Raw genomic sequence first — 26,158 nt, forward strand, 5'->3', positions numbered from 1 at the left:
GGTGAGGGTATGCCCAATATGAGAGAGATACGTGATCGTGTATCAAGCATACAGCAGATACTCAAGATCACAAACGCTATGTACCTTATGTCCTCATCAAAGCTGAAAAAGGCGAGAAATGCACTGGATTCCACAGAGCCTTACTTTTACACACTTCAGGAAACTATCGAAAGCGTACTGGAGCATACTCCCCATACACGTCAGGAGTATTTCGACAGACGAAGCGATATCCCCGAGGAAAAGCGTAAAAAAGGCTACATAGTCATCACTGCCGATAAGGGACTCTGCGGAAGCTATAACCACAATATCCTTAAATATACCGACAGCAAGATAGATGAAGCTGCCGATCCCGAAAACTGCTACCTGTTCGTTATGGGACAGGTTGGACGTATGTACTTCCAGAGACGTATCCGCTCGGAGAAGAAGGGTTCACTGGACGGAGAGTTCCTGTATACCACCCAGAACCCCACACTTTACCGCGCTCAGGAGATCGCTGATCTGGTACTTGCGAAGTTTGAAAAGGGCGAGCTGGACGAGGTATATCTGCTGTATACGGATATGGTGAATTCAAGCCTTCAGGAAACACGAACACTGCAGCTTCTGCCCTTCAGCAGACGACATTTCGGTAAGGCTCCCGACGGCAAGATGAAGAAGCTCCCCAAGGCTTCGTTCATACCGTCGCCTGAGAAGGTTATGGAGTACCTTATACCGCAGTACGCCAAGGGTATCATCTACGGTGCTATGGTAGAGGCTTTCTGCTGCGAGCAGCAGTCGAGAATGACGGCTATGGACGCAGCTACTACCAGTGCAAAGGATATGATACGTGAGCTTTCGCTGATGTATAACCGTGCAAGACAGGCGGCTATCACTCAGGAGATAACCGAGGTCTGCGGCGGCGCTAAAAGTCTTGAAGAAGATGAAGATTAGTTTTTGAAAGGGACATGGGGAAACACTGTTCCCTGTATAAAATGTCAGGTCCCAAAATTCTCTTAAAAAAGGAGAAAAAAATGGAAAAAGGAAGAATCACACAGGTCATCGGACCTGTTATAGACGTTGAGTTCCCCTCGGGAAAGCTCCCCATGATAAGGGACGCTCTCACCGTTCAGGTGGACGGCAGACAGCGTGTAATGGAAGTCGCTCAGCATATGGGCAACCACATAGTACGCTGCATCATGCTTGCTACCAGTGAGGGACTCAGCAAGAATATGGAGGTTACAGCTACAGGTTCCTGCATAAAGGTGCCTGTCGGCGAAAAAACTCTCGGACGTATGTTCAACGTTCTCGGCGAGCCTATCGATAAGCAGGGCGAAGTCGAAACAGAGGAAAAATGGGAGATACACCGCAAGGCTCCTACATTCCAGGATCAGAGCCCTGTTGTCGAAGTCCTTGAAACAGGCATCAAGGTAATCGACCTTATCGCACCTTACGCAAAGGGCGGTAAGATAGGCCTTTTCGGAGGCGCAGGCGTTGGTAAGACCGTACTTATCCAGGAGCTTATCCGCAATATCGCTACCGAGCACGGCGGATATTCGATATTCACAGGCGTCGGAGAGCGTTCCCGTGAGGGTAACGACCTCTGGAACGAAATGCAGGAAAGCGGCGTTATCAGCAAGACAGCGCTGGTTTTCGGTCAGATGAACGAGCCTCCCGGATCACGTATGCGTGTTGCTCAGACAGGCCTTACAATGGCTGAGTACTTCCGTGACCGTGAGCACAAGGACGTTCTTCTGTTCATCGATAATATATTCCGTTACGTACAGGCAGGTTCGGAGGTATCAGCACTTCTCGGACGTATGCCTTCTGCCGTTGGTTATCAGCCTACACTGGCTACCGAAGTGGGCGAACTTCAGGAGCGTATCACATCCACAAAGAACGGTTCTATCACTTCCGTTCAGGCGGTATACGTACCTGCCGATGACCTTACGGACCCTGCACCTGCTATTACTTTCGCACATCTGGACGCAACTACCGTTCTTTCGCGTAAGATAGTTGAACAGGGTATCTACCCCGCAGTTGATCCGCTGGAGTCCAATTCACGTATCCTCGAACCTGAGATAGTCGGCGAGGAGCATTACTACGTTGCAAGACGTACCCAGGAGCTTCTCCAGAAGTATAAGGAGCTTCAGGATATCATCGCCATACTCGGTATGGAGGAACTGGACGAAGAGGATAAGCTTGCGGTATACCGTGCAAGAAAAATACAGAAGTTCCTCTCTCAGCCTTTCAATGTTGCAGAGAACTTTACAGGACTCAAAGGCAAATACGTGCCTATCAAGGACACTATCGAGGGATTCAAGGCTATCATCGAGGGTGATATGGATAAATACCCCGAGGCTGCGTTCCTTATGGCAGGTACTATCGATGACGTTCTCATGAAGGCTAAGCAGATAGAGGATAACGAGTAAGGGAGGCTGACCGCTGTGGCAAGGACCTTTCAGCTTGAAATAATCGCAACAGACCGCGTATTCTTCAAGGGAGAATGCGAGCATCTTGTAATAACCGCTATAGACGGACTTCTCGGCATCATGGCAGGTCATGAGCCTCTTGTAACCTGTCTGCCTACAGGCGAGCTGAAATATATGGTGAACGGCGAATGGAAATACGCTGCCATATCCGAAGGCTTCATACAGGTAATGCCCGAAAAATCCGTAATACTTGCGGATTCATGCGAGCTTCCCGAGGAGATAGATATCAAGCGTGCGGAGGAAGCAAGGCAGAGAGCAGAGGAAAAGCTCCGTCAGAAGCAGAGCATATTTGAGTATTACCAGACTCAGGCTGCCCTTAACCGTGCAATGAACCGTCTTAAGATATCACAGAAGCACTTCAAGTGATATAACATAACAGAGGGCGGATGAAGTCATCCGCCCCTACATTTTGACAGCTCGGTTTTATATGTTGATAATTCCAAAAATCAACTTCTCTAATTGTGCATATTCTTGAAATATGAACATTTATTATCTATTTACTTGACTTTTTTAGGAAAATATAGTACAATAATTGTAATTGTCGTAAGACTTTAGGATCCTTTGATCCGTAAAAACATTTAGGAGGCACAGAAACGTGAAAAAGATCGGCAAATCCACTTTCTTTATCGTTGTTGTGCTCATTGCGCTGTTCGCCGCATCAGCAGTTATCGGTCTCGATTACTACTTCGGCGATAATGCTACCACTGTTATCAAGGGCGTTGACGATATTCGTCTCGGTATTGATATCAAGGGCGGCGTTGACGTTACGTTCGCTCCTTCGGGAGATTTCGACGCTACGGATTCTCAGCTCGATGCAGCTACCGAGACAATGAAAACAAGACTTTCTTCTCTTGGTATCAACGATAACGAAGTTTACAGCGACGCAAAAAGCGACAGAATAATCGTCCGCTTCCCATGGCAGGCAGGCGAGAGCGATTTCGATCCTGAAGCTGCTGTCAAGGAGCTCGGCGAAATGGCAGAGCTCACTTTCCGCAAGGGTACAGATTCGGATACGGACGAAGAGGGCAATGTTACCCCTACAGGAGAGATAGTCCTCAACGGTACTGATATAGCTGAAGCAGGCTATGGTCAGCAGCCGAATGACTACGGTGACTATCAGTGGGTAGTATCACTCAAGCTCAATCCTTCAGGTAAAGAGAAGTTCGCAACAGCTACAGGCGAGCTCGCAGGTTCAAGCACACCTATCTCTATCTGGATGGATAACAATATGATATCTGCTCCTTCAGTCAACAGCGCTATCACAGACGGAAACGCTATCATCACAGGCAACTTTGATGCAGAGTCTTCAAAGAAGCTTGCAGACCAGATAAACTCAGGTGCTCTTCCATTCAAGATGGAAACTAAGAGCTTCAAGACCATTTCACCTACTATGGGTGAAGGTTCACTGGATGCTATCCTCCTCGCAGCAGCTATCGCATTCGCATTCATTGCTTTATACATGATAGTGCTTTACAAGGTTCCGGGATTCGTAGCTGTTATCGCTCTCTGCGGACAGATCGCAGGTTCTATCGCAGCTATCACAGGCTGGTTCGGATTCATGCCTGGTTCAACTCTTACTATCCCCGGTATCGCAGGTATCATCCTCTCTGTTGGTATGGGTGTTGACGCCAATATCATCACAGGCGAGCGTATCAAGGAAGAGCTTCGCTCAGGAAAGAACCTTGATTCAGCTATCAGAGTTGCTTACAAGAGAGCATTCTCTGCTATCCTCGACGGTAACGTTACAAACGTTATCATCGCTATCATCCTTATGGGTGCTTTCGGTGTACCTTCAAGCTTCTTCTCGAAGATACTCAACAGCACGATATTCAGAATGTTCGGCGCTACTACAGAAGGCGTTGTTTACTCATTCGGTTTCACACTCCTTGCAGGTGTTGTATGCAACTTCATCTTCGGCGTGTTCTTTGCAAGACTTATGGTAACTGCACTTTCCAAGTTCAAAGGACTCCAGAACAGAAAGCTTTATGGAGGTGACGTTAAATGAGTAAGAACAACAAAAAGACAGCTGCTCAGAAAAAGCCCGACATAAAGGTATACAACTTCTGTTCAAAGAAGAAAATGATACTCGGCATATTCATCGGTATCGTTATTGCCCTGATAGTTGGTATACTCGTAAGAGGCGTCAACTTTGCTATCGAGTTCAAGGGCGGTACAATGCTTACATATAACTACTCAGGCGATATCAATACAAATGATGTACAGTCCGCAGTCAAGAATATCGTAAACGTTCCTGTTACTGTACGTTCAGGTGAGGCTCTTGATACAGGCGGAAAGCAGCTTACAGTTTCCTTTACATCAGAGGAAGGCCTCAACGCTGACAGACAGCATGAGCTTACTGAAGCTCTTCAGCAGCAGTTCTCATCAAACGCTATCGAGCTTTCGGATTCAAACGACGTAAGTCCTTCATCAGGACGTGAGTTCCTGCTTAAGTGTCTTATAGCTATCGTATTTGCTGCTATCGTTATCATCATCTACATAGCTATCAGATTCAGAAAGATAGGCGGCTGGTCAGCAGGTCTCTGTGCTGTATTCGCACTTTGTACAGACCTTCTTGTTGCACTTGCTTCTTCTATCCTCTTCGGTTTCGAGTTCAACTCAAATATAGTTGCAGTTATACTCACTATACTTGGTTATTCGATAAACAACACTATCGTTATCTACGACAGAATCAGAGAGAACAGAGCACTCTATCCCAAGGCAAGCCTTAACGAGCTTATCAACTTAGGATGCACACAGTCTCTCACACGTTCAATAAGAACTTCTGTCACAACTATCGGTACAATGCTGATCGTTACTATCGTAGTTATGATAAGCGGATACAATTCGCTCCTCAGCTTCTCTGTACCGCTGGTATTCGGTCTTATTTCAGGTACTTACTCATCGCTTTTCGTTGCACCTGTAACATGGTCATGGCTTAAGGCAAGAGAGGCAAAGAAAAAGGCTGCATGATAGTTTTCCCTGACCAAAAGGGAAATGTAAAAAGATAATACATGCTTTAATGAGGAAGGTTCCTTTCAAAGGGACCTTCCTCAAAGTTTTTTATGGCGTAAGACACACATAAACTTCTGTACAAATGCCTTAAATGTTGAAAACTTGCCTCAAAAGAATTGACATTAACACCGCATCATGATATAATTAATGTGTATATGCGGTCGTTTAAAGACCTGATATGCATATACTTATCTTAAGGCAACACCGCACAAAGCCTGCCTGACGGCTTTGCACTGATTCTGCTTACATGTTTTTCGTCATCTTGCACAGAAATCCCTTGACATACGTCGGTATGCCTTCGGAATTTCTATACAATCTGACGAAAAATCTGTCGGCGCATCTTCAGCACAAGCTTTGTGCGGTGATGCCTTAAATATATAATGAATCGGAGATAATAGAATTGATAAAAACAGTAAACGGTCTGAATATCAACTATGAGGAAAAAGGCGAGGGCGACCTTATCGTGCTTCTGCACGGCTGGGGAAGCAATATAACTCTGTTTGCCAATATGATCGAGCTTCTTTCAAAGAAGTATAAGGTCGTGGCAATGGATATGCCCGGATTCGGCAAGAGCGACGAGCCGAAGGAAGTCTGGGACGTAAGCTCATATGTGCAGTTCGTCATCGATTTCCTTAAGGACTATGATACAAAGGAAGTAATGCTTCTGGGACACAGCTTCGGCGGACGTGTCATAATAAAGATGCACAGCCGCAATGACTTGCCTTTCAAGGTCACAAAGGTCATCCTCGTGGACAGCGCAGGTATAATGCCGCCGAAGTCCAACAAAAAGAGCTGGAGAACACGCTATTACAAGCTTGGTAGAACAGTCCTTTCATGGGGCATAGTAAAGAAGATATTCCCCGATGCACTGGAGAACTTCCGCAAGAAAATGGGAAGTGCGGACTACGCTGCCGCTTCTCCGATGATGAGACAGGTAATGGTCAAGGTAGTCAATGAGGACTTAGAGCCCTATCTGCCGAATATAAAGTGCCCGACACTGCTCGTATGGGGCGTGAACGATACTGCAACTCCCCTTTCGGACGGCGAAAAAATGGAGAAGCTTATCCCCGATGCGGGACTTGTAAAGCTTGAGCCTGCGGGACATTATTCCTTTTTAGATCAGCAGTTCACATTCAACAGGGTAATGTCCTCGTTTATGAAATTAGATGATTAAGGAGCAGACTTTTTAATGAATATCGTTTTATGGTTAATATTTACGGCTATCTCGCTTGCTGCGATCGTGTTTATGGGACTGAGAGAGTTCCATATGCTTCAGCTGAACGGATATAAGACTCCCGAACATTCATGGTGGATGAAGAAGAACAAAAAGCGCTATATCCCCAATGTACTGATGATACTTGTTTCGGTCTTCATGCTGTTCCTGCATCCTTATATGCCGACTCTTGATCCTGTTCAGTCAAAAGGCGAGGTCATGGGCGAACCGAGATACGTACCTTTTGTGGCTCCGCTTTTCTTCATTTGTCTCGGTGTGCTGACCGTTTTCAATATCGGACTTATAATTGCAAACAAGCCGGGCAAGAAGTTCAAGAAGCCTCTGGTATATACAGCAAGAGTCAAGAGAATGATGACAACTTTCTTCATTCTTATCGCACTTTTTATCATTGCAGAAATAGCATCTGCACAGAATAGTGTAACTTATATGACATCGATCGATGGCGTTGTTGACAGCGGCCTGAATACAACGGCTGAGATCACCGAAAAAATTTGGTTCAAGAACACAAAGCCGTATGTGCTTTCTGCACTGGCTGTTTGTCTGACTCCGATACTTGTTCCTCTTTCAAATATCATCAACAAGCCGATAGAAACTGCAATAAACAAGTGGTACATCAACGATGCCAAGAAGAAGCTTGCAGATATGCCTTCACTGCACAAGGTCGGCATCACAGGAAGCTACGGCAAGACCAGCATGAAGTTCTATCTCAGCGAACTTCTCAGCTCAAAGTACGAGACACTTAAGACTCCCGAGAGCTTCAATACTCCGATGGGTGTTACCATAACCGTCCGCCGTGACCTCAAACCGACTCACGAGTATTTCATCTGCGAAATGGGCGCAAGACGAGTTCACGAGATAAAGGAGCTCTGCGATATCGCCGAGCCTCATGACGGTATCATCACTTCCGTAGGCCCTCAGCACCTTGAGACCTTCGGTTCTATCGAAAATGTAGTAAACACAAAGTTCGAGCTTGCGGACTGCGTCAAGGCAAAGGGCGGTAAGATATACCTCAACGGCGACAACGAGCTCATCCGCAAAAAGGCTCCCGAGTATCCGGGCGCTGTGCTCTACGGACTTCAGGAGGGCAACAGCTACCGTGCTACCGATGTCAGCGTATCGGACAGAGGCACCGAGTTTACAGTTACCACGCCTTCAGGCGAGACCTGCCGCTTCTCTATGAAGCTTCTGGGCGAGCATAACGTACAGAACGTCCTCGGAGCTATAGCCTACGCTCACGGTACAGGCATAGCACTCGAAAAACTGGTGCTTCCTGTTAAGCGCATCGCCGCTGTACCGCACCGTTTACAGCTCCTTGACAAGGGAAACGGCCTTACCTATATCGACGATGCCTACAACTCCAACCCTAGCGGATGCCGTGCGGCACTTGCTGTTCTGGGACTCTTTGATGCCTGCCGCATACTGGTAACTCCCGGTATGGTCGAGCTTGGCGCAAAGCAGGAGGAACTGAACTTCGAGTTCGGTCAGGAGGCAGCAAAGTCCTGCGACTATATCATACTCGTAGGCAAGGAACAGACTAAACCCATATACAACGGCATCAAGGATGCAGGCTATGATATGGATAAGGTATATGTGGCTGACGGACTCAACGACGCCCTTGCAAAGGCGCAGTCCTATCAGACCGATAAGAAGAAGGTAGTCCTTTTAGAGAACGACCTGCCCGACAATTATTAATAAATCCCTTAGCTATTAGCTTTTAGCCTTTAGCTTATGGTATTGCTGTGCAATAATATTTGAAAATCTTAAGCTGACAGCTGATAGCTAACGGCTAATGGCTAACGGCTCAAATAAAAGGAGTAATTACAATGAAGATCAATCTTGCAGTTCTTTTCGGCGGAAGAAGCGTCGAGCATGAGGTTTCAGTCATTTCTGCTGTGCAGGCAATGGCAAGCATGGATAAGGAGAAGTATAACATAATCCCTGTTTATATGACAAAGAAGAGCGAGTTCTATACAAGCGAGAAAATGTTCGATATAAACAGCTTCAAGGATATCCCTGCACTTCTTGCAGAGGCTACAGAGTGCGTATTTGTGCGCTCATCCGAAGGAAAGGTACAGCTCATCCGTCAGAAGCTGAAGAAGTTCGGTTCAAACGTTATCTCTGACGTTGATATAGCATTCCCTATCGTTCACGGTACTAACGTTGAGGACGGCGCTCTTCAGGGTTATCTTCAGACTCTCGACCTGCCATACGTAGGATGCGATGTTCTTGCTTCTGCTGTAGGTATGGATAAATACGTAATGAAGATACTCCTTAAGGAAGCAGGATTCCCTGTTCTGGACTGCTGCCGCTTCTCATCCTATGAGATAGACGAAATGGACAGCATCGTTTCAAAGGTAGAGGGCAAGTTCCCCTATCCTGTTATCGTAAAGCCTATCAACCTCGGTTCCAGCGTTGGTATCTCAAAGGCAAGCGACAGGGACGGCCTTATCCGTTCGGTTGAAGAGGCTTTCCAGTTTGCGGACCGTATCCTCATCGAGCCTGCTGTAGTTCAGCTCAAGGAGATAAACTGCTCTGTAGTCGGCGACAGCGAGGAAGCTGAAGCTTCTGTATGTGAAGAGCCTGTACAGGCAAGCGATGATGATATCCTCAGCTACGAGCAGAAGTATGTAGGCGGCGGTAAGTCCGGCGGCAGCAAGGGTATGGCTACACTTAAGAGAAAGATACCTGCTGATATAACTCCCGAACAGGATGAATTCATCAGAAAGACCGCTGTTGATGCATTCCGTTATCTCGGCTGCAACGGCGTTACACGTATCGATTTCATGATAGATATGGCTACGGATAAGGTTTATATCAACGAGATAAATACTATCCCGGGTTCACTGGCATTCTATCTCTGGGAGCCAAAGGGCGTGAAGTATCCTCAGCTTCTTGAAAGAATGATACAGCTTGCACTTAAGCGCCACAGACAGTCCCAGAAGATAAACTACACATTCGATACAAATATCCTTTCAATGGGCGGAAGCTTCGGCAGCAAGGGCAGCAAGCGCTAATTAAGGTATCAGAAATGCATATAACTGCTTTTACGGCAGTGAAATAAAATAATCATGGGCATAGTTCCCGAATAAGGAGGTCAAGACAATGACAGAAAAGGAAAAACTACAGGCAGGAGAGCTTTATAACGCTAACGACAGAGAACTGCTCGCTGAAAGAGCAGCTGCGAAAAAGCTCTGCATGGAATTCAACTCAGCAACTTACAATGACTATCTGAAAAAAGACAGGATACTCGACAGACTTCTTCCCTTCAAGGGCGAGAATACGTGGATAGAACCCGATTTCTTCTGCGATTACGGCTATAATATATTCTCAGGCAACGATCTTTATATAAACCATAACTGTGTTATCCTCGACTGCGCTGAGGTAGCTATCGGCGATAATGTGTTTATAGGTCCGAACTGCGGAATATACACTGCCGAGCATCCGCTCGACGCAGAAACAAGAAGACAAGGTCTTGAATGTGCTAAGCCCATAAATATAGGCAACGATGTCTGGATAGGCGGAAACGTATGCATACTTCCGGGAGTTACTATCGGAGATAATGTAGTTATCGCCGCTGGAAGCGTAGTAACTTCCGATATCCCTTCCGGCACAGTTGCAGCAGGAAATCCCTGCAAGGTAATTAAACAGCTGACTGATGCAGATAAGGGTGAGCTTAAATGAAACTGAAACTTGCGGCAGTTCTTTCGTGTATAGTACTTTCTGCTGCATTTACAGGCGGATTTTCCGCATCGGCTGCGGATAACGCACTCGGCGATGTCAACGGCGACGGTATGGTGGATTCATCCGATGCTACGAAGATACTTATGGAGTATTCCGCACTTTCCGTTAAGGGCAGTTCGACACTTTCGGCAGCACAAAAAAAGGCTGCGGATGCTGATAAGAATGGCAGGATAGATGCCTCTGATTCATCGCTGGTTATGCAGTATTATGCCTATCTTTCGACAGGTAAGAGCGGAAGTCTTGAATACTTCAGCATGAACAGCAGGTCGGGCGTATCGGAAAGTCAGTACCGATCAGCAAGCATAGATGAAATGGTAAGACAGTTCAACAAGGAGCGCAGCACTTTCGGTGCGCCGCCTCTTAAGGTGCTGCCCTATCTGTGTGATATAGCTGATATCCGTGCAGGCGAGCTTTACAAGGGCTTCAGCCATACCCGTCCCAACGGAACGCAGGTCTTTGATATGATAGACGAAAGAAAGGCTCCATTTATGTATGCTGCCGAAAATATTGCCATGTGCGATAAAAACGTTGATACCGCTTTCAAGCTGTGGGTAGATTCTCCGAGTCACCATAACGCTATGATACGAAGAGAGTCCACTCATGTCGGAATAGGGCTGAGACCTGATCCCAATGTAAACGGAAGGTGGTACTGGGCAGCCGTATTCATAGAATGCGGAAGCAGCCTTTCAGGTGAATACATACCTTAATACAGTTCAGCAAAAAGGAGGGACTGGACCATGAACACACTGCATTTCAGATATGCCGTAGAAATCGAAAAAACAAGATCTATAACACAAGCTGCAGAAAATCTGTATATGGCTCAGCCGAATCTCAGTAAGGCTATAAAAGAACTGGAAAATTCGCTTGGTATAACTATATTCCGAAGAACTTCAAAGGGTGTTATACCAACGGATCAGGGTATGAAGTTTCTTGCATGTGCAAAGCAGATACTCATACAGATAGACAATATGGAGGCTATAAGCTCCCCTAACAAGCCGAGGGACAGAAAAATGCGTATATCCGTTCCCCGTGCGGGATATATCTCGAAGGCACTTTCCGAGTTTATTGCAGCTTCCGACACTTCGGACGATATGGAGGTCTATTTCTGTGAGACCAATTCCCTGAGAACTATCGAGAATGTACGTGAAAACGGCTATAACTTCGGTATAATCAGGTTCAATGCCGCTCACGAGAAGTACTTCATGGACTTCCTTGCGGAAAAGAACCTTGAAAGTCAGCTCTTGTGGGAGTATCAGCAGCTTGCGGTAATGTCCGCGGAGCATCCTGCCGCTGAAAAGGAGAACCTGACCTACGGTGAGCTTTCGGCTCATTATGCCGAGCTTGCACAGGGTGACGACGCGGTTCCTTACATAGCAGGAGCAGTGGATAAGCTCTTTGAGGCTAACCGTCCCGAGGGCACAAAGGTAAGACGAGTTTATATGTTCGACCGCGGAAGCGCTCTGGACTTCCTTCTTACAGTTCCGCAGTCCTTTATGCTGGATTCTCCCGTTCCCGACAGTCTTTGCGGCAAGTACGGACTGGTGCAGAGAAAATGCGAGTTCCCCGATAATAACTTCAAGGATATGCTGATCTATTCCAGCGGAAGAAAGCTCTCTCCGAGTGAGCTTGCGCTGGTAAACAAGCTGTATGAGGTAAGGAACGAAGCTGCTTTCAGGGAATATATATGACATATTAAAAACGGAATAATGTTATTCCTGAATAGTATAATCAAAATGATAATATGAAGCGTTTGCCGAATCGCCCTCTATGGCGGTAATTCGGCAGACGCTATTGTTTTTTTCGGTTTTTTACCGTTTTATGGAAGTTCGGATAGGAACGTGCAATATCGATAACCGAATATCGATATTCGGAAGATATATTTGAATCGGCATAACTACTATGTTATAATATGATTACGTTATCGTCGTCAACGGCGACGGCGAAATATATGCTAAGGAAGGTTCAGGACAATGTTTGAAATTCTCGAAAAAAGAAGCCTAAACCCCACTGTTACTCTTATGAAGATAAATGCTCCCCGTGTTGCCAAGAAGGCAGAGCCGGGACAGTTCATCATTCTTCGTACTGACAGTGAGGGTGAACGTATACCACTGACAATTGCGGATTTCGACCGTAATGCAGGTACTGTTACAATTATATTCCAGATAGTTGGCGCTACTACAGAAAAGCTCAATCACCTTAACGAAGGCGACTGCCTTCAGGACTTTGTTGGCCCTCTCGGACGTGCTACAGAGACAGAAGGACTCAAAAAGGTAGCTGTTGTAGGCGGCGGTGTGGGATGCGCTATTGCTTATCCCGTTGCAAAGAAGCTCCATGACCTCGGTGTTGAGGTTCATTCTATAGTCGGCTTCAGAAACAAGGACCTCGTTATACTCGAGGACGAATTCAGAGCTGCTTCATCCAAGTTCGTACTTATGTCCGATGACGGTACAGCAGGCGAAAAGGGACTCGTTACAGACGCTCTCAAGAAGCTCATCGAAAGCGGCGAGAAGTATGACAGAGTTATCACTATTGGTCCTCTTATCATGATGAAATTCGTCTGTCGTCTCACTAAGGAGTACGAGATACCGACTGTTGCTTCCATGAACCCGATAATGATCGATGGTACAGGTATGTGCGGAGGATGCCGTCTGACTGTTGGCGGAGAGACTAAGTTCGCATGTGTTGACGGTCCAGAGTTCGACGGACACCTTATCGACTTCGACGAGGCTATGGCAAGAGGTGCTATGTATAAGCCCTTCGAGCGTCACGCCTATGAAGAAGCCTGCAATCTGTTCAAGGAGGTAAAGTGAAATGGCTAATATGTCTTTGAAGAAAAACGAGATGCCCGTACAGGAGCCTGATGTAAGAAACAAGAACTTTAAGGAAGTTGCTCTCGGATATACCGAGGAACAGGCTATAGATGAAGCTAAGCGCTGCCTTAACTGCAAGAACAAGCCTTGTACTACAGGATGTCCCGTACAGATAGATATACCTGCATTCATTGCAAAGGTCGCAGAGGGCGACTTCGCAGGTGCTTACGAAGTTATCGCACGTTCAAGCTCACTTCCTGCTGTCTGTGGAAGAGTATGTCCGCAGGAGAATCAGTGCGAGGGCAAGTGCGTCCGCGGAATAAAGGGCGAGCCTGTTGCTATCGGACGTCTTGAGCGCTTCGTTGCAGACTGGCACAACGCTCAGCCTGAGACTGCTGTAAATAAGCCTGCTTCAAACGGTCACAAGGCAGCAGTTATCGGTTCAGGTCCTTCAGGTCTTGCATGTGCAAGCGACCTTGCAAAGAAGGGCTATGATGTTACTGTATTCGAGGCTCTCCACGTTGCAGGAGGAGTTCTCTCCTATGGTATCCCTGAATTCCGTCTTCCTAAGTCTATCGTTCAGAAGGAGATAGAGGGACTTAAGGCTCTCGGCGTAAAGGTAGAGACAAATACCGTTGTGGGCAAGACTATTTCCGTGGACGAGCTTATGAAGGAGGAAGGCTTCGAGAGCGTATTCATCGGCTCTGGTGCAGGACTTCCGAGATTCATGAATATCCCAGGTGAGAACCTTAACGGAGTTTACTCCGCAAACGAGTTCCTTACACGTATAAACCTTATGAAGGCTTACAAGCCTGACAGCTCTACACCTATCAAGGCAGGCACAAAGGCAGTCATCGTCGGCGGCGGTAACGTTGCTATGGACGCTGCTCGCTGCGCTAAGAGACTCGGCGCAGATGTCTACATTGTTTACAGACGTACAGAGACTGAGCTTCCTGCAAGAGCTGAGGAAGTTGAGCATGCAAAGGAAGAGGGCATAATCTTCAAGTTCCTTACAAACCCTGTTGAAATAAAGTCCACTGAGGATGGCTGGGTAAAGAGCGTTGTATGTCAGCAGATGGAGCTTTCAGAGCCTGATGCTTCAGGCAGAGCAAAGCCTGTTCCGATAGAGGGCGCATTCATCGAGATAGATGCAGACTGCGTTATCATGTCTATCGGTACTTCACCTAACCCACTCATCAAGTCCACTACTTCAGGCCTTGATACTCAGAAATGGGGCGGAATCGTTGCTGATGAGGCAGGTAAGACCTCTAAGGAAGGCGTTTACGCAGGCGGCGATGCCGTAACAGGTGCAGCTACAGTTATACTTGCAATGGGTGCAGGAAAGAAAGCTGCTGCTGCAATGGATGAGTATATGCAGAATAAATAAAGCTTATGGTTAACGATAAGAATATAACCTCTCAGACGCTTCAGCGCCTGCCGTTGTACCTTAATTACCTTATGTCTCTCTCGGAGAAGCGCAGGTCGGGACATATCTCAGCTACCGCTATTGCGGATGCACTGGGACTGAACGATGTACAGGTCAGAAAGGACCTTGCATCAGTAAGCAGCGGCGGAAGGCCTAAAATAGGCTATTCCACCGAGGAACTTATAAGCGATATAGGAAGCTTTCTCGGCTTTGGCAACCGTGACGGTGTTGTTGTTGCAGGTATGGGAAATTTCGGCAGGGCTATGCTGGAGTATAAGGGCTTTGAGGCTTATGGATTCGATATTCTCGGCGGTTTCGACTGCGATGAGGGTATAGTCGGAACGGAGATAGGCGGACACTGTATACTCCATATAAGCGAGCTTGCAGGATTCTGTCAGCGTGAAAATGTAAACATCGGTATCATAACCGTGCCCGAAAGCGCTGCTCAGGAGGTCTGCACTGTCATGACGGATGCAGGTATCAGATATATCCTGAATTTTGCGCCTGTACACCTTAATGTTCCTCATGGAGTAAAGGTTCATAATGAAAATATATCACTGACTCTTGCAATGCTTACGCGATGCGGACAGTGAAAAATAATATGTTAATGACAGCCGCAGGGAGGTGGAATAACTCTCTGCGGCTGTTCTGCTTTGAGAGAGTCCGAAAATGCCAAATTATATTTTATTACCAATATTTATATCGTACATAATTACCGAAAATCCCTGTAAATACGCATATCTGGCTTTTTGAGCCTAAATTATATTATATTACTTATTCATTTAGAATTAATTATTGTGTGCTTAACCAACAAAAATTATCGTGTTTTATTGTGCAGTCTGACTAAAATGATTTTGCAGAATTCTACAGTTTAATACGTTGACTTTTGCAAAAACCTATGGTAAAATGAAAATGTAATCAGTCAGTTATTGCTCTTGATAAGCATGACTGACCAGATATTGTCGGAGTTTACTGCACTGGACTCCAAAAACATGAATTTTTTTACAATTAAAATGGGAGGGTTTTCATATGAACAATAATGTAAAGCGCTTTGTCAGCTTCTTAGCAGCTGCTGTTTGTATGCTGGCTTCGCTTAATATCGTTCCTGCAGATTACTTCATCGCAGACGCAGCTGATACTATGACTGCGTTCGAGATCACTGAGAATATGAAGATAGGCTGGAACCTCGGTAACACTATGGATGCTACAGTTTCAGAACCTGATCCTGAGAATCCTAAGAAGTCTGTTCTTTCTGCTCATGCAGGTGTTGAATCAGAAACTGCATGGGGATGCCCGAAGGCTAATCAGACTCTGTTTGATGCTCTTAAGGCTAAGGGATTCAACACAGTCCGTATCCCTACAACATGGTTCCAGCATCTTGATGAAAATGACAACATCGATCCCGAGTGGCTTGCTCGTGTTAAGGAGATCGTTGATTACGGTATCAAGAACGATATGTACATCATCCTTAACGTTCACCATGAGAACTGGATAAACAGAGGCGATTTAGTTGATGCATATGATGAGATCAAGCCAAGACTCATGAAGATCTGGACTCAGGTCGCTGAAGAGTTCAAGGATTATGACCAGCACCTCATTTTCGAGTGCATGAACGAGCCTCGTGCTGCTGGTCAGCCTCACGAGTGGTGGGCTGCAGAAGCAGTTCCCGAGTGTGATGTTATCAACAAGCTCGAGCACGATTTCGTAGACCTCATCAGAAGCGGTGACGGTCCTTACGCTAAAACTCGTCTCCTGATGCTCCCAGGCTACTGTGCAAGCGCTGAAACACAGTTCCTCGAAGCTATCGATGTTCCTAACGATCCGTATGTAGCTGTTTCTATACACGCTTACACTCCTTACGACTTCACAATGAATACAGCTGTTAAGGATCACTCAGTATTCACAAGCGCTTACTCTGCTAACCTTGCAAATATCCTCCAGGGTATGCGTGATACTTTCCTTGATAGAGATATCCCTGTTGTTATCGGTGAGATGGGTACATCTAACTTCAATAACACTGAGGCTCGTGTAGCTTGGACAACACAGTATTTCACAACAGCTAAGAAGTATGGTATTCCTTGCTGTCTGTGGGATAACAACACTGTTACAAATCCAAGGGATCCTGGCGAGTGCCACGGCTATATCGACCGTGAAACAGGCGAATGGCATGAAGCAAGCCTTCCTATCATCAACAAGATGATGGAGATCATGGACGATGAGTCTATCCAGTGGGCAAGCGAGAGACACATTCCAACTGTTCAGCATCAGGCTTACGAAGAGGGTACTGAATTCCTCGCAGGACCTTACGAACTGGATGCTTCCCTTGATAAGGAATACAAGAATACAACTCCCGGCGGTGACGGCGAAGTTGAGTGGTCACAGCTCAAAGGCAAGGAAGTTGCTATCAAATTCACAGGATCTACACCTTTACTCTGCTTCTCAGATGCTAAATACGGCGGATGGACAGAGGTAAAGCCATACGATATAGATAAGGAAAACGGAATCGCTTACTACAACATGGCAAAGGTTCCGGATGCATGGGGCGATGATCCTACAACTATCGCACATATGCAGGCTAAGACACCTAAGCTCACAACTGTTGAGTCTATAAACATCCTCGAAGCTCCTGAGGGAGATATCCCTGAGCCTGAGGCAACTGCTAAGATCGCTAAGATCAAGTTCGCTGGTATGGACAGAGCTAACGGCCTCGAAGTTACTATCGAAGGCGAGCCGAATACATCACTCAACGGCTGCTTAGGCTTCATGAAGGGTGACGACTGGACTCAGATCGAGTGGAAGAGCAAGACTGACGCAGACGGTAAGCTCATAGTTACAATTCCTCTTGAAGAAGTTCCTGCTACAGTTGAACAGGGCGAGTTCCAGATCTGGAGCAACTTCGATAAGGTAGACATCAAGGGCTATAGAGAAATTGCAGCAGTTGCTGAGCAGCCTACAGAGCCCGCAACAGAGGCTCCTACAGAGCCTGCAACTGAGGCACCTACAGAGGCTCCTACACAGCCTGCTACAGAGGAACCAACACAGGCTCCTACAGAGGCTCTTCAGCCTATAACAACTCCTGCTTTAGAGCCAACAGTAGTCGGCGATACAAACCTCGACGGCAATGTTACTCTCGCAGATGCACTTGCTATACTCCAGTATATAGCAAATTCTAAAAAGTATGACCTGGAAGATCAGGCACTGGCAAATGCAGATACATTTGACGGTACAGACGGAATCACAGCTATGGATGCTCTTGCTATCCAGTATGTTGATTCAAAGCAGATAAGTGCTTCAGCACTTCCTGTTAAATCACTCGGCTGATTCAATCCCCCTATAAATAATTGCCACCGGTCCCCCAATAGGGGGGGCGGCTGTTTCAGGGGGCTTTTGAATAGTTAATAAAAAACTGCGGACGACCGATAAGCCGTCCGCAGTTTTTTAGGAGCATATTTATTCAAGTATCGTACATAATGCATATTATCAGAACCGCAAGACATATCACGCCAAGCAGTATGTATACGGGAAGATAATTAACGTTCTCCGTATTTTTATCGGGAGCTTTTTCCTGAGGCGGCGGTATCTTCTTAGGCGGAGTTTCATACAGTTCGTCAGGATAATCGTTTTCACCGCATAATTCGTTCTGAGCGCAGGCAATACAGAATCCGCCCATAGAATATATCGCATCCAACGGTATGCCGCAGAGTGGACAGACGCCGATATCCTCCTTGAATGGATCGATATTATTGAAAGGATCGTTATCGTCGAACATAGTTAGACCTCCTTTTCATCGGGAATTTTGTTGATCGGTTTGTATTCATTCATTCATTAAAGACTTGCTATAAATAAGCATAATACTACAATGCCGATAATGATTATGCTGCTAATTGTTATAAAAGAAGTGAGCCATGCTTGGGTGTTATCATTTGAAAAAGAATTATCAGGTTCTGTAGGAAACTGATTTGGCGTGTTTGGATACATAGCGGCATTATTTAAACTTCTGTAATTAGGAGTAGTCTGTTCACTGGTTTCGTAACAGATAACATTATTTTCTATCTCGCTTATTAAACTTTCAGAAATGGCAACGGTATTGAGTATGTATGCTTTATTCAGCCTTGGATTGAAGAAGCCGATTTTGTTTATTTGTTTGAACTCGAATCTGCCTGAATGTCTGCCCATAATCCAATACATCAGAAGCTGTAATGTATTCTGAGAAGATATTTGGCTTGATAATACTTTGATATCCCACATACCGTTTCGGGTAAGAAAATCACCGTATCCTGCATTTACGGTGGAAGTATAACCGCCGTAACTTGATATTGTACCTATAGAGAAGCTGGCCTTTTTATTTTCTGTGCTGTTGATTGGATCGAATGAGAATCCATGTTTTAAAACAGGACCGTATTTATTGAAGAAAGTTACCGTTCTTTTAACCATAGTCCTGATATTATGAATGGTGAATCTGTCTGGTGATTTATCAAGATCTCCTCTGCCTAATGAAGCTATTCCCGCGTTCATATTTTTTGTGAATAGTCCGAAAACACAGGCTTTACATGCAGAAATAATAGAAAGGTCATCTAAACCTGTGATGTTTGAAAAGATATCATCGTATGCAACTTCAAATATAACGCCGGGATTTGTGCCTTCGTTTAAACCTATGATCGAGGAAGCAAGCTTACATCCACTGATAGGCTCTTCAAAAGCCTGTTTGAATGGAATACCCATAACTAAAGCCGAAAGGTATTCAACAACAGAACCGATTGTTGAAGGGGATATGTTCTCTGTCGGACAAAGATCCGTATTGTCGTTATAATCGGTAACAGTAAACATAGACGGCGGAAGATAGCCGCCATAGGGCTGTTTTATCTGTTTTATCCTTTGAGTTACAGTAGCCATATATATCACCCTTTCGGAAGTATTGTAAGGACTATCCGTCCTAAGATGATTATAGCATCTATTCGACCGTTTGTCAAGCGCTTTTAGCGTAAAACAGGCAACTATACATGTAAATATATTTAATTTAATATTTTTATGATATTTTTATAGGACGTATAGTCAAGGACTATTAGTCCTATTTTCGTATATACCCCACTGCAATGTTTTATAATGTAATCAGAGAAAACCGATGGTTTTAAAACTATCGCAATAGTTACGAAACTATTGGTATTTGATTAAACTATTTAACAGGCGGTGAGGACATGTATACCCGTATAAAAGACCTCAGAGAAGACAGCGACAGAACTCAGCGTGAGATCTCGGAATATCTTTTCTGTGACCAGTCACTGTATTCCAAATACGAGCGGGGACTCCGTGAAGTACCCGTTAACGTAGTTATCAAGCTTGCAAAGCTCTATGGAACAAGTACGGATTATATCCTCGGACTTACAAATGAAAAACGTCCGTACAAGCGCAGATAAAAGAAAACAGCCGTGAAGAAGTTATCCTTCTTTACGGCTGTATGCATTTAAGATGTTCTTTTTTTGATTGTTCGTTTTACGATGCTTTTAAGTCTTTCGCAGGTGTCTTTAGGGAATTCTGTGATGAATAGTATTGATTGTGTGTGCGCTTCTTCTGCGGGGAGCTTAAGGAACTTATGGAAGAATGTGTAAACTTCGTTGAAGTTTGCGAAAATCTCCTCTACAGTTTTTTCACCCTCGGGAGTGAGAACAACGCTGTTGCAGTAGTCCTCATAGACAAGTCCCGAATTGGCAAGGCAGCGCAGCATTTTGCTTACGCTTGGACGAGATACCCCGAGATGACGGGATATGCTTACGCATTTTACGTATTCATCCGAATCTGTAAGCTCTTTTATTGCGATAAGGTATTTGATCTGTCCTGCACAGTGTTTCATATTTACCTCCTGTTTTATTTATCCGAATCGATAAGGTACCAGTAGCCTTTAAGGTAGATAGCTCCTGATATTACGGTCAGGATAGTGGATATCCAGATAAGTGCGGGTATTACCGCGTTGTCAACTGCCGAGCAGAGAGTCTCGGGCAGTCCTGCGCCTATATCAAAGCGCAGTGACAGCCATGCAAGTGAAGCCACGATAGCTGTCATAGTGAATGCAGTTTTGAGCTTGCCCCATATTCCTGCTGCAACTACGATACCGCTGTCGGCAGCAAGAAGGCGAAGTCCCGATACCATGAATTCGCGGGCACTTATGATAATAAGCGGGATAGCGCCAACGCGTATCTCGGGTACTTCCACGAATACTGCAAGTGCAGAAAGTACGAGGACTTTATCTGCAAGGGGATCAAGGAATTTACCGAAATTGGTAACAAGGTTTCTTTTTCTTGCTATATTTCCGTCGAGAGCGTCTGTAATGGAAGCTCCTGCGAATACCACCAGTGATATAAGGTAGTGGAACGGTATATCGATATAGAAAAACAGCAGGAAAAATGGGATAAGGCATACTCTTAAAAGAGTCAGTTTATTTGGCAGATTCATTCGTTTATCACCTCTCCGATAAGGTCATAATCAAGTGTATCGGTGATCCTTATTTTGACGTACTGACCGACTGAAAGCGGGTTTTCAGAAGTGAAGAAAACTTTTCCGTCGATGTCGGGAGCGTCCATTTCGGTTCTTCCGAACCAACATTCGCCGAAGCGGTCGAAGCCTTCGACTACAGCGGTGAACTCTTTATCCATAAGTTTGGCATTGTTCTCGCTGCTTATGAGCAGCTGCTGTTCCATGATTATATCTGCACGGTGAGCAGCTTCCTCAGGTTCGATCTGATCGGGGAATTTAGCAGCCTGAGTGCCGTCCTCGCAGGAATAAGCGAAGCAGCCGAGACGGTCGAATCGTACACGCTGTACGAACTCGGCAAGTGAGTTGAACTGCTCTTTTGTTTCGCCGGGGAAGCCTGTGATAAGGGTAGTTCTCAGGATAACTCCGGGGATCTTTTCGCGGATGTGAGCGAAAAGTGCTTCAAGCTGTTCCGCATCGCCCCAGCGGTGCATACGGCTGAGTATATCGCCGTCCGAGTGCTGAATCGGTATTTCAAGGTACTTTACCAGCTTTTCCTCGGAAGCTATAGTTTCAAGGAGCTCATCGGTAATGCGCTCGGGGTAGCAGTAGAGAGTGCGTATCCAGCGGAGCTTTTCTATCTTACAAAGCTCACGGAGAAGCTCGGGGAGCTTTGACTCGCCGTAGAGGTCGAAGCCGTACTGTGATGTATCCTGAGCTATTACCACGAGCTCTGTAACGCCGTTGTCAGCAAGCCACCGAGCCTCTTTCAGAACGTCCTCCATCGGAACGCTGCGGAATTTTCCGCGTATCTGAGGTATAGCGCAGTATGTACAGCAATTGGAACATCCCTCAGCTACCTTAAGGTATGAGAAGAAGGGAAGCGTAGATATGATACGTTCACCTGTAAGTTCCGCATCCAGCTTCGGAGCGAAGTTTATATATCTCTCATCAGCAAGGACGTGGTCGAGAACATCGACGATATCCTTATTGTTGCCGATACCGATGACAGCGTCCGCCTCGGGAAACTGTTCGGCTATTTCTTCCTTATATCTTTCAACGAGACATCCTGTGACAATAATTTTCTTCAGGGTGCCGTCCTCTTTCAGCTTTCCAAGCTCGAGTATAGTCTCGATAGCTTCTTCCTTTGCGGACTGTATGAATCCGCAGGTATTGACTACCGCAACATCGGCAAGTCCGGGTTCAGTCACCAGTTCATAGCCGCTTTTTCTCAGTTTATAGAGCATCCTCTCGGAATCCACAAGATTCTTTGAGCAGCCCAGTGATACCATTCCGACCTTGATAGGCATGATCATTCCTCCGATAATCCAGCGTTCTCGAAATACTCTTTAACTGCACGGTTTATTTCGTCAAATCCGTATCCATAGCGGACAAGAGCGCTTTTTACTTTTTCCACAGACTTTCTGTCCTCTATGTCTGTGAGATATCTGTAGTGTTTTGTATTCAGAAGGTGCATGAGGTTTTCGGCATAGGTCCCGCTGTAAGGTGCAAGAGCGTCCTCGGCTGTGAATTTATCTATGCCTTTGAGCGTTATCTCACGCAGAGCCCTTCTGAATCCGTATTTTTTTTTCTCGACCATTCTTCGCGCCAGCTTTTCGGCATAGCGTTCGTCGTCGATGAGCGTATTGTCTGTAAGCTTCTTCACCACATCGGTGCAGAGCCTTTCGTTTTTATATGTTCCGATGAGCTTTTTGGTCATTTCCTTTGCGGAGTAGTCCCTGTGATCGAGGCAATACAGCGCATACTGATATGCACGGCGGAAGTTTGAGGAATATATTATCTTTCTCAGCTCATCGCGTTCAAGCTGCATACCGCTTCTTAAGCCATAGTCAGCTATAATATCGATATGCAGGTATATCTTCCGTCCGTCGTCGAGTTCCACCTCATAGGTAGAGCCCTTGTATTTTTTTACAGAAGTGACTTCCATTATTCCTCAGCAGGAGTGAACTCCTCGAAGTCCTCATCGATATCAACGAGGATATCCTCTTCATTTGAAGGAGCACTATCTGCATTGTCCAAAGAGTCGGCTGATTTCTCAGCAGGCTTTGCTGCGGACTTCTTGCCGTTAGGAGTAACTGCATCGAACAGTTCGTCCTTGCGAGCGAGTATCTTATCCTCTATCTCCTTCATGAGTACGGGATCGTTTTTCAGCAGTTCCTTGACGTTATCACGTCCCTGACCGAGCTTCTGGTCGTTATAGCTGAACCACGAGCCGCCCTTCTTGATGATATCGAGCTCAACAGCAAGGTCAAGTACCTCGCCTGTACGTGAGATTCCCTCGCCGTACATCATATCGAAAGTAGCCTCCTTGAACGGCGGAGCTACCTTGTTTTTAACTACCTTGCAGCGTGTGCTTGCGCCGACGATGTTAGCGCCGTCCTTGATAGCCTCGCCCTTACGGACCTCGATACGGACGGATGAATAGAACTTAAGAGCTCTTCCTCCGGGAGTAGTCTCGGGGTTTCCGTACATAACGCCTATCTTTTCACGCACCTGATTGATGAATATAGCAACGCAGTTCGACTTGGATATAGCTGCGGTGAGCTTTCTCATAGCCTGAGACATTAGTCTTGCAAGCTGACCAACGTGAAGGTCGCCCATTTCGCCGTCTATCTCGGCACGGGTAGTCATAGCAGCGATAGAGTCAAGAACGATAACGTCGATAGCGCCCGAACGGATGAGAGCTTCGGCGATCTCGAGGGCCTGTTCGCCGCTGTCAGGCTGTGATACGAGAAGGTTATCGATATTTACGCCGAGAGCCTTTGCATAGGTAGGATCGAGAGCGTGTTCAACGTCGATGAAAGCAACTTCACCGTCAAGCTTCTGAGCCTGAGCGATTATCGAAAGAGCAACGGTAGTTTTACCCGAGCTTTCGGGACCGTATATCTCTACGATACGTCCTCTCGGAACACCGCCTATACCCAGTGCCATATCGAGCATCATGGAGCCTGTCGGGATAGCATCAACGTTGAGAGTCTTTGTCTGTCCGAGACGCATTACAGCACCTGCGCCATACTTTTTCTCTATCTGTTTCAGAGCGCCGTTAAGGGCAGTCTGCTTGTCTTCCTTCGTTGTTACCTTAACAACGGCAGCTTTTTTTGCAAGTTCCTTCTTTGCCATTACTTATCCTCCTGTATCTGTGCGGCTGCGGTACGGATTATGCCTCCGAGATCGCGGCGCAGAGTGATATTTTTAAAGCCGTTTCCGGCGAGTATATTCTTTACGTCATCATGCTGTCCCATGCCGAATTCATAGCACAGCCAGCCGTTGCTATTAAGTGTGGTTTTCCACAGCGGAGTCATTCTGCGGTAGAAATCAAGACCGTCCCCGCCGCCGAAAAGAGCGGATGAGGGTTCGTGAGTGACTTCCTCCTGCAGTGTATCCATATCCTCCTGAGTGAGGTAGGGCGGATTGCTTACGATAATGTCCATATCCCCGAAAAGAGCGGCGGTTTCAGGTGAAAGAACATCGCCCTTTATTATCCTGATGTCCGCTGAATTGAGAGAAACGTTCTGTTTCAGGTAATCCATAGCGGCATCTGAAAGCTCAACAGCAGTGACTTCCGCATTGGGAAGCTGTTTTTTCAGTGTTACCGCAATACAGCCGCTTCCTGCACAGAGGTCTGCTATTCGCGGAGCTTCAAGGTGCTCGCTGCGGCATATATCAAGTACCTGTTCTATAAGTGTTTCGGTATCGGGACGGGGGATAAGGACTCCCTTTCCCACTTTGAATGGATAGCCGTAGAACTCCCATTCGCCCAGTATGTACTGAAGCGGCTCGCCGCTGCATCTGCGCTTTGTCATGATGCGGATGAGCTGTTCGTCACGTTCCTCAACTGCTTCAAGGGGACGGAACAGGGGATTCTTTTCGCCGAGAACGTCCTGAAAAATGCACATTGCATCGTATTCGGCGTCGTCTGTTCCGCAGTTCTTCATCAGTTCGGAGCACTCTTTGTAAAGTGCGGACCTGCTTACCATTTGTCCTCCGATTTGTCCTCGGGGATGCAGGGTTTGAGAGCGGCAATAGCTATCTCTATCATGCTGTCATCGGGTTCACGGGTAGTTATGCGCTGCATAGCGAGTCCCGGAGCGGAGAGTATCCTTGTAAAGAGGTTATCCTTGTTTCCTGCAAGGCGTATGCACTCGTAAGAAATGCCGACAACCAGCGGAAGAAGCACGAGTGAAGCTATTATTCTCTGCCATGTTACTCTGAATGGAACAAAGCACATAACGAGTATGCTGATAATAAGTACGATGAAGATGAAGCTCGTACCGCAGCGCTTATGGAAGCGTGTCTGCTTGCGGACGTTCTCCACAGTAAGCGGAAGCTCAGCTTCATGGCAGGCGATTGTCTTATGCTCTGCGCCGTGGTACATATACTGTCTGCGGATATCCTTCATAAGGCTTACCAGAGCCATATATGCCACGAATATAACTATCTTTACTATGCCCTCAAGAAGTGAGCGCACAAAGTTGTTTGCAGTGAAAGCAGGAACGAGTCCCACAATGAATTTGGGCAGGAACACGAAAAGTCCCACAGCGATAACGACTCCAAGGATCGAACCGATAGTCATAACTGCATTGAAGAAGGCGTTGCCCTCCTCTTTTTTCTCAGCGGGCTTTTTTTCGGCAGTTTCAGAAGCAGTACCGCTTTCCGAAGAAGTACCCTCCTTCTGTTTGTGGTATTCCGCAAGCTCTTCCTCGTCCATCTGCTTTTCAGCGGACTTCATCATGTATTTGTAACCTTTTGTCAGTGAGGTAACGAAGCTTACGCATCCCCTCACCAGCGGAGTTTTCTTGTACCACGGAGCGTTCTTTCCGTTGTTTTCTTCCCATGTTTCAAGGTCAATAGTTCCGTCGGGCAGTCTGCATGCCATAGCTCCCGTATTCGGACCAAGCATCATTATGCCTTCGATGAGCGCCTGTCCGCCTATCTTGGATTTGAATTTTTCTGCGGAAGGTGCATTGTTTTTATCAGCCATTGG

25 protein-coding genes are annotated in these 26,158 nt (G+C 46.2%); 16 read left to right on the top strand and 9 right to left on the bottom strand.

The annotated features are described in order from the left end of the window. The first annotated feature begins 9 nt into the window (after positions 1–9). The 15 genes from atpG to BT127_RS01855 all read left to right on the top strand — a co-directional run bounded on the left by atpG (position 10) and on the right by BT127_RS01855 (position 18,009). Positions 10–927: an ATP synthase F1 subunit gamma gene (atpG, locus tag BT127_RS01785; protein ID WP_075423317.1), complete on the top strand. Its 918-nt coding sequence runs from the start codon at positions 10–12 to the stop codon at positions 925–927. An 80-nt stretch (positions 928–1,007) separates the two neighbouring features. Beyond that, positions 1,008–2,405 carry a F0F1 ATP synthase subunit beta gene (gene atpD / locus BT127_RS01790; RefSeq protein ID WP_075423318.1) on the top strand — a complete coding sequence of 466 codons (1,398 nt, stop codon included), beginning with the start codon at positions 1,008–1,010 and terminating at the stop codon, positions 2,403–2,405. A 15-nt stretch (positions 2,406–2,420) separates the two neighbouring features. Further along, a complete protein-coding gene (atpC, locus tag BT127_RS01795) occupies positions 2,421–2,831 on the top strand; it encodes an ATP synthase F1 subunit epsilon (RefSeq protein ID WP_075423319.1) in 411 nt (136 codons plus the stop codon). A gap of 229 nt (positions 2,832–3,060) precedes the next feature. Further along, a complete protein-coding gene (locus BT127_RS01800; protein ID WP_075423320.1) occupies positions 3,061–4,470 on the top strand; it encodes a preprotein translocase subunit SecD in 1,410 nt (469 codons plus the stop codon). Then, positions 4,467–5,435, top strand: coding sequence for a protein translocase subunit SecF (secF, locus tag BT127_RS01805; protein ID WP_075423321.1), 969 nt, complete (start codon positions 4,467–4,469; stop codon positions 5,433–5,435). The genes BT127_RS01800 and secF overlap by 4 nt, the downstream gene beginning before the upstream one ends. Before the next feature lie 442 nt (positions 5,436–5,877). Further along, positions 5,878–6,651: an alpha/beta fold hydrolase gene (locus BT127_RS01810; protein ID WP_075423322.1), complete on the top strand. Its 774-nt coding sequence runs from the start codon at positions 5,878–5,880 to the stop codon at positions 6,649–6,651. A gap of 15 nt (positions 6,652–6,666) precedes the next feature. Then, on the top strand, positions 6,667–8,403 hold the full coding sequence (locus BT127_RS01815) for a UDP-N-acetylmuramoyl-tripeptide--D-alanyl-D-alanine ligase (RefSeq protein ID WP_075423323.1): 1,737 nt from the start codon (positions 6,667–6,669) through the stop codon (positions 8,401–8,403). Between the two features lie 131 nt (positions 8,404–8,534). After that, the gene (locus BT127_RS01820) at positions 8,535–9,725 is read left to right on the top strand and encodes a D-alanine--D-alanine ligase family protein (RefSeq protein ID WP_075423324.1); all 1,191 of its coding nucleotides are present in this window, start codon (positions 8,535–8,537) and stop codon (positions 9,723–9,725) included. Positions 9,726–9,813: 88 nt separating this feature from the next. After that, positions 9,814–10,392, top strand: coding sequence for a sugar O-acetyltransferase (locus tag BT127_RS01825; protein WP_075423325.1), 579 nt, complete (start codon positions 9,814–9,816; stop codon positions 10,390–10,392). Then, a complete protein-coding gene (locus BT127_RS01830; protein ID WP_075423326.1) occupies positions 10,389–11,159 on the top strand; it encodes a CAP domain-containing protein in 771 nt (256 codons plus the stop codon). The genes BT127_RS01825 and BT127_RS01830 overlap by 4 nt, the downstream gene beginning before the upstream one ends. Positions 11,160–11,189: 30 nt before the next feature. Next, the gene (locus BT127_RS01835) at positions 11,190–12,140 is read left to right on the top strand and encodes a LysR family transcriptional regulator (protein WP_075423327.1); all 951 of its coding nucleotides are present in this window, start codon (positions 11,190–11,192) and stop codon (positions 12,138–12,140) included. A gap of 282 nt (positions 12,141–12,422) precedes the next feature. Beyond that, positions 12,423–13,262 (top strand): sulfide/dihydroorotate dehydrogenase-like FAD/NAD-binding protein, encoded by an 840-nt coding sequence (locus BT127_RS01840; protein ID WP_075423328.1) that lies wholly within the window; start codon positions 12,423–12,425, stop codon positions 13,260–13,262. Between the two features lies 1 nt (position 13,263). Then, the gene (gene gltA, locus BT127_RS01845; RefSeq protein ID WP_075423329.1) at positions 13,264–14,649 is read left to right on the top strand and encodes an NADPH-dependent glutamate synthase; all 1,386 of its coding nucleotides are present in this window, start codon (positions 13,264–13,266) and stop codon (positions 14,647–14,649) included. A gap of 5 nt (positions 14,650–14,654) precedes the next feature. Then, positions 14,655–15,281 (top strand): redox-sensing transcriptional repressor Rex, encoded by a 627-nt coding sequence (locus tag BT127_RS01850; protein ID WP_075423330.1) that lies wholly within the window; start codon positions 14,655–14,657, stop codon positions 15,279–15,281. A gap of 436 nt (positions 15,282–15,717) precedes the next feature. After that, the gene (locus BT127_RS01855; protein WP_075423331.1) at positions 15,718–18,009 is read left to right on the top strand and encodes a cellulase family glycosylhydrolase; all 2,292 of its coding nucleotides are present in this window, start codon (positions 15,718–15,720) and stop codon (positions 18,007–18,009) included. A 133-nt stretch (positions 18,010–18,142) separates the two neighbouring features. Here the strand turns inward: BT127_RS01855 and BT127_RS01860 are convergent, their stop codons facing one another. Together BT127_RS01860 and BT127_RS01865 are read right to left on the bottom strand one after the other, a co-directional pair. Further along, positions 18,143–18,457, bottom strand: coding sequence for a hypothetical protein (locus BT127_RS01860; RefSeq protein WP_075423332.1), 315 nt, complete (start codon positions 18,455–18,457; stop codon positions 18,143–18,145). A gap of 56 nt (positions 18,458–18,513) precedes the next feature. Beyond that, positions 18,514–19,581, bottom strand: a complete 1,068-nt coding sequence (locus BT127_RS01865; RefSeq protein WP_075423333.1) for a hypothetical protein — start codon at positions 19,579–19,581, stop codon at positions 18,514–18,516. A 302-nt stretch (positions 19,582–19,883) separates the two neighbouring features. Between BT127_RS01865 and BT127_RS01870 the strand changes: the two genes are divergently transcribed. After that, the gene (locus BT127_RS01870; RefSeq protein ID WP_075423334.1) at positions 19,884–20,102 is read left to right on the top strand and encodes a helix-turn-helix domain-containing protein; all 219 of its coding nucleotides are present in this window, start codon (positions 19,884–19,886) and stop codon (positions 20,100–20,102) included. A gap of 47 nt (positions 20,103–20,149) precedes the next feature. Here BT127_RS01870 and BT127_RS01875 read toward each other — a convergent pair whose 3' ends face one another. Genes BT127_RS01875 through BT127_RS01905 form a run of 7 tightly spaced genes read right to left on the bottom strand, consistent with a single transcriptional unit; the run spans position 20,150 to position 26,155 of the window. Next, positions 20,150–20,536, bottom strand: a complete 387-nt coding sequence (locus BT127_RS01875; RefSeq protein ID WP_075423335.1) for a metal-dependent transcriptional regulator — start codon at positions 20,534–20,536, stop codon at positions 20,150–20,152. A 14-nt stretch (positions 20,537–20,550) separates the two neighbouring features. Beyond that, entirely contained in the window at positions 20,551–21,135 is a 585-nt protein-coding gene (pgsA, locus tag BT127_RS01880; RefSeq protein ID WP_075423336.1) for a CDP-diacylglycerol--glycerol-3-phosphate 3-phosphatidyltransferase, read from the bottom strand. Further along, the gene (gene rimO / locus BT127_RS01885; protein WP_075423337.1) at positions 21,132–22,463 is read right to left on the bottom strand and encodes a 30S ribosomal protein S12 methylthiotransferase RimO; all 1,332 of its coding nucleotides are present in this window, start codon (positions 22,461–22,463) and stop codon (positions 21,132–21,134) included. The genes pgsA and rimO overlap by 4 nt, the downstream gene beginning before the upstream one ends. Before the next feature lie 2 nt (positions 22,464–22,465). Further along, complete coding sequence (locus tag BT127_RS01890; RefSeq protein ID WP_075423338.1) at positions 22,466–23,101, bottom strand: regulatory protein RecX; 636 nt, start codon at positions 23,099–23,101, stop codon at positions 22,466–22,468. Continuing rightward, positions 23,101–24,294: a recombinase RecA gene (gene recA, locus BT127_RS01895; RefSeq protein WP_075423339.1), complete on the bottom strand. Its 1,194-nt coding sequence runs from the start codon at positions 24,292–24,294 to the stop codon at positions 23,101–23,103. The genes BT127_RS01890 and recA overlap by 1 nt, the downstream gene beginning before the upstream one ends. After that, positions 24,294–25,151 carry a peptide chain release factor N(5)-glutamine methyltransferase gene (gene prmC, locus BT127_RS01900; RefSeq protein ID WP_075423340.1) on the bottom strand — a complete coding sequence of 286 codons (858 nt, stop codon included), beginning with the start codon at positions 25,149–25,151 and terminating at the stop codon, positions 24,294–24,296. Before prmC ends, recA begins: the two co-directional genes overlap by 1 nt. Further along, positions 25,145–26,155, bottom strand: a complete 1,011-nt coding sequence (locus tag BT127_RS01905; RefSeq protein ID WP_075423341.1) for a DUF1385 domain-containing protein — start codon at positions 26,153–26,155, stop codon at positions 25,145–25,147. Before BT127_RS01905 ends, prmC begins: the two co-directional genes overlap by 7 nt. Between the last annotated feature and the right edge of the window lie 3 nt (positions 26,156–26,158).

Source organism: Ruminococcus sp. XPD3002 (assembly GCA_900119535.1).
Lineage (GTDB): Bacteria > Bacillota > Clostridia > Oscillospirales > Ruminococcaceae > Ruminococcus > Ruminococcus flavefaciens_H.

Bases quoted from the DNA above. Each gene is read 5' to 3' on its own strand.
- BT127_RS01905 (WP_075423341.1), bottom strand. From the start codon at position 26,155: ATGGCTGATAAAAACAATGCACCTTCCGCAGAAAAATTCAAATCCAAG.
- BT127_RS01825 (WP_075423325.1), top strand. From the start codon at position 9,814: ATGACAGAAAAGGAAAAACTACAGGCAGGAGAGCTTTATAACGCTAAC.
- BT127_RS01840 (WP_075423328.1), top strand. From the start codon at position 12,423: ATGTTTGAAATTCTCGAAAAAAGAAGCCTAAACCCCACTGTTACTCTT.
- rimO (WP_075423337.1), bottom strand. From the start codon at position 22,463: ATGCCTATCAAGGTCGGAATGGTATCACTGGGCTGCTCAAAGAATCTT.
- BT127_RS01865 (WP_075423333.1), bottom strand. From the start codon at position 19,581: ATGGCTACTGTAACTCAAAGGATAAAACAGATAAAACAGCCCTATGGC.
- prmC (WP_075423340.1), bottom strand. From the start codon at position 25,151: ATGGTAAGCAGGTCCGCACTTTACAAAGAGTGCTCCGAACTGATGAAG.
- BT127_RS01830 (WP_075423326.1), top strand. From the start codon at position 10,389: ATGAAACTGAAACTTGCGGCAGTTCTTTCGTGTATAGTACTTTCTGCT.
- atpG (WP_075423317.1), top strand. From the start codon at position 10: ATGCCCAATATGAGAGAGATACGTGATCGTGTATCAAGCATACAGCAG.
- BT127_RS01860 (WP_075423332.1), bottom strand. From the start codon at position 18,457: ATGTTCGACGATAACGATCCTTTCAATAATATCGATCCATTCAAGGAG.
- BT127_RS01820 (WP_075423324.1), top strand. From the start codon at position 8,535: ATGAAGATCAATCTTGCAGTTCTTTTCGGCGGAAGAAGCGTCGAGCAT.
- BT127_RS01855 (WP_075423331.1), top strand. From the start codon at position 15,718: ATGAACAATAATGTAAAGCGCTTTGTCAGCTTCTTAGCAGCTGCTGTT.
- gltA (WP_075423329.1), top strand. From the start codon at position 13,264: ATGGCTAATATGTCTTTGAAGAAAAACGAGATGCCCGTACAGGAGCCT.
- recA (WP_075423339.1), bottom strand. From the start codon at position 24,294: ATGGCAAAGAAGGAACTTGCAAAAAAAGCTGCCGTTGTTAAGGTAACA.
- pgsA (WP_075423336.1), bottom strand. From the start codon at position 21,135: ATGAATCTGCCAAATAAACTGACTCTTTTAAGAGTATGCCTTATCCCA.
- BT127_RS01870 (WP_075423334.1), top strand. From the start codon at position 19,884: ATGTATACCCGTATAAAAGACCTCAGAGAAGACAGCGACAGAACTCAG.
- BT127_RS01890 (WP_075423338.1), bottom strand. From the start codon at position 23,101: ATGGAAGTCACTTCTGTAAAAAAATACAAGGGCTCTACCTATGAGGTG.
- secF (WP_075423321.1), top strand. From the start codon at position 4,467: ATGAGTAAGAACAACAAAAAGACAGCTGCTCAGAAAAAGCCCGACATA.
- atpD (WP_075423318.1), top strand. From the start codon at position 1,008: ATGGAAAAAGGAAGAATCACACAGGTCATCGGACCTGTTATAGACGTT.
- BT127_RS01875 (WP_075423335.1), bottom strand. From the start codon at position 20,536: ATGAAACACTGTGCAGGACAGATCAAATACCTTATCGCAATAAAAGAG.
- BT127_RS01850 (WP_075423330.1), top strand. From the start codon at position 14,655: ATGGTTAACGATAAGAATATAACCTCTCAGACGCTTCAGCGCCTGCCG.
- BT127_RS01815 (WP_075423323.1), top strand. From the start codon at position 6,667: ATGAATATCGTTTTATGGTTAATATTTACGGCTATCTCGCTTGCTGCG.
- BT127_RS01835 (WP_075423327.1), top strand. From the start codon at position 11,190: ATGAACACACTGCATTTCAGATATGCCGTAGAAATCGAAAAAACAAGA.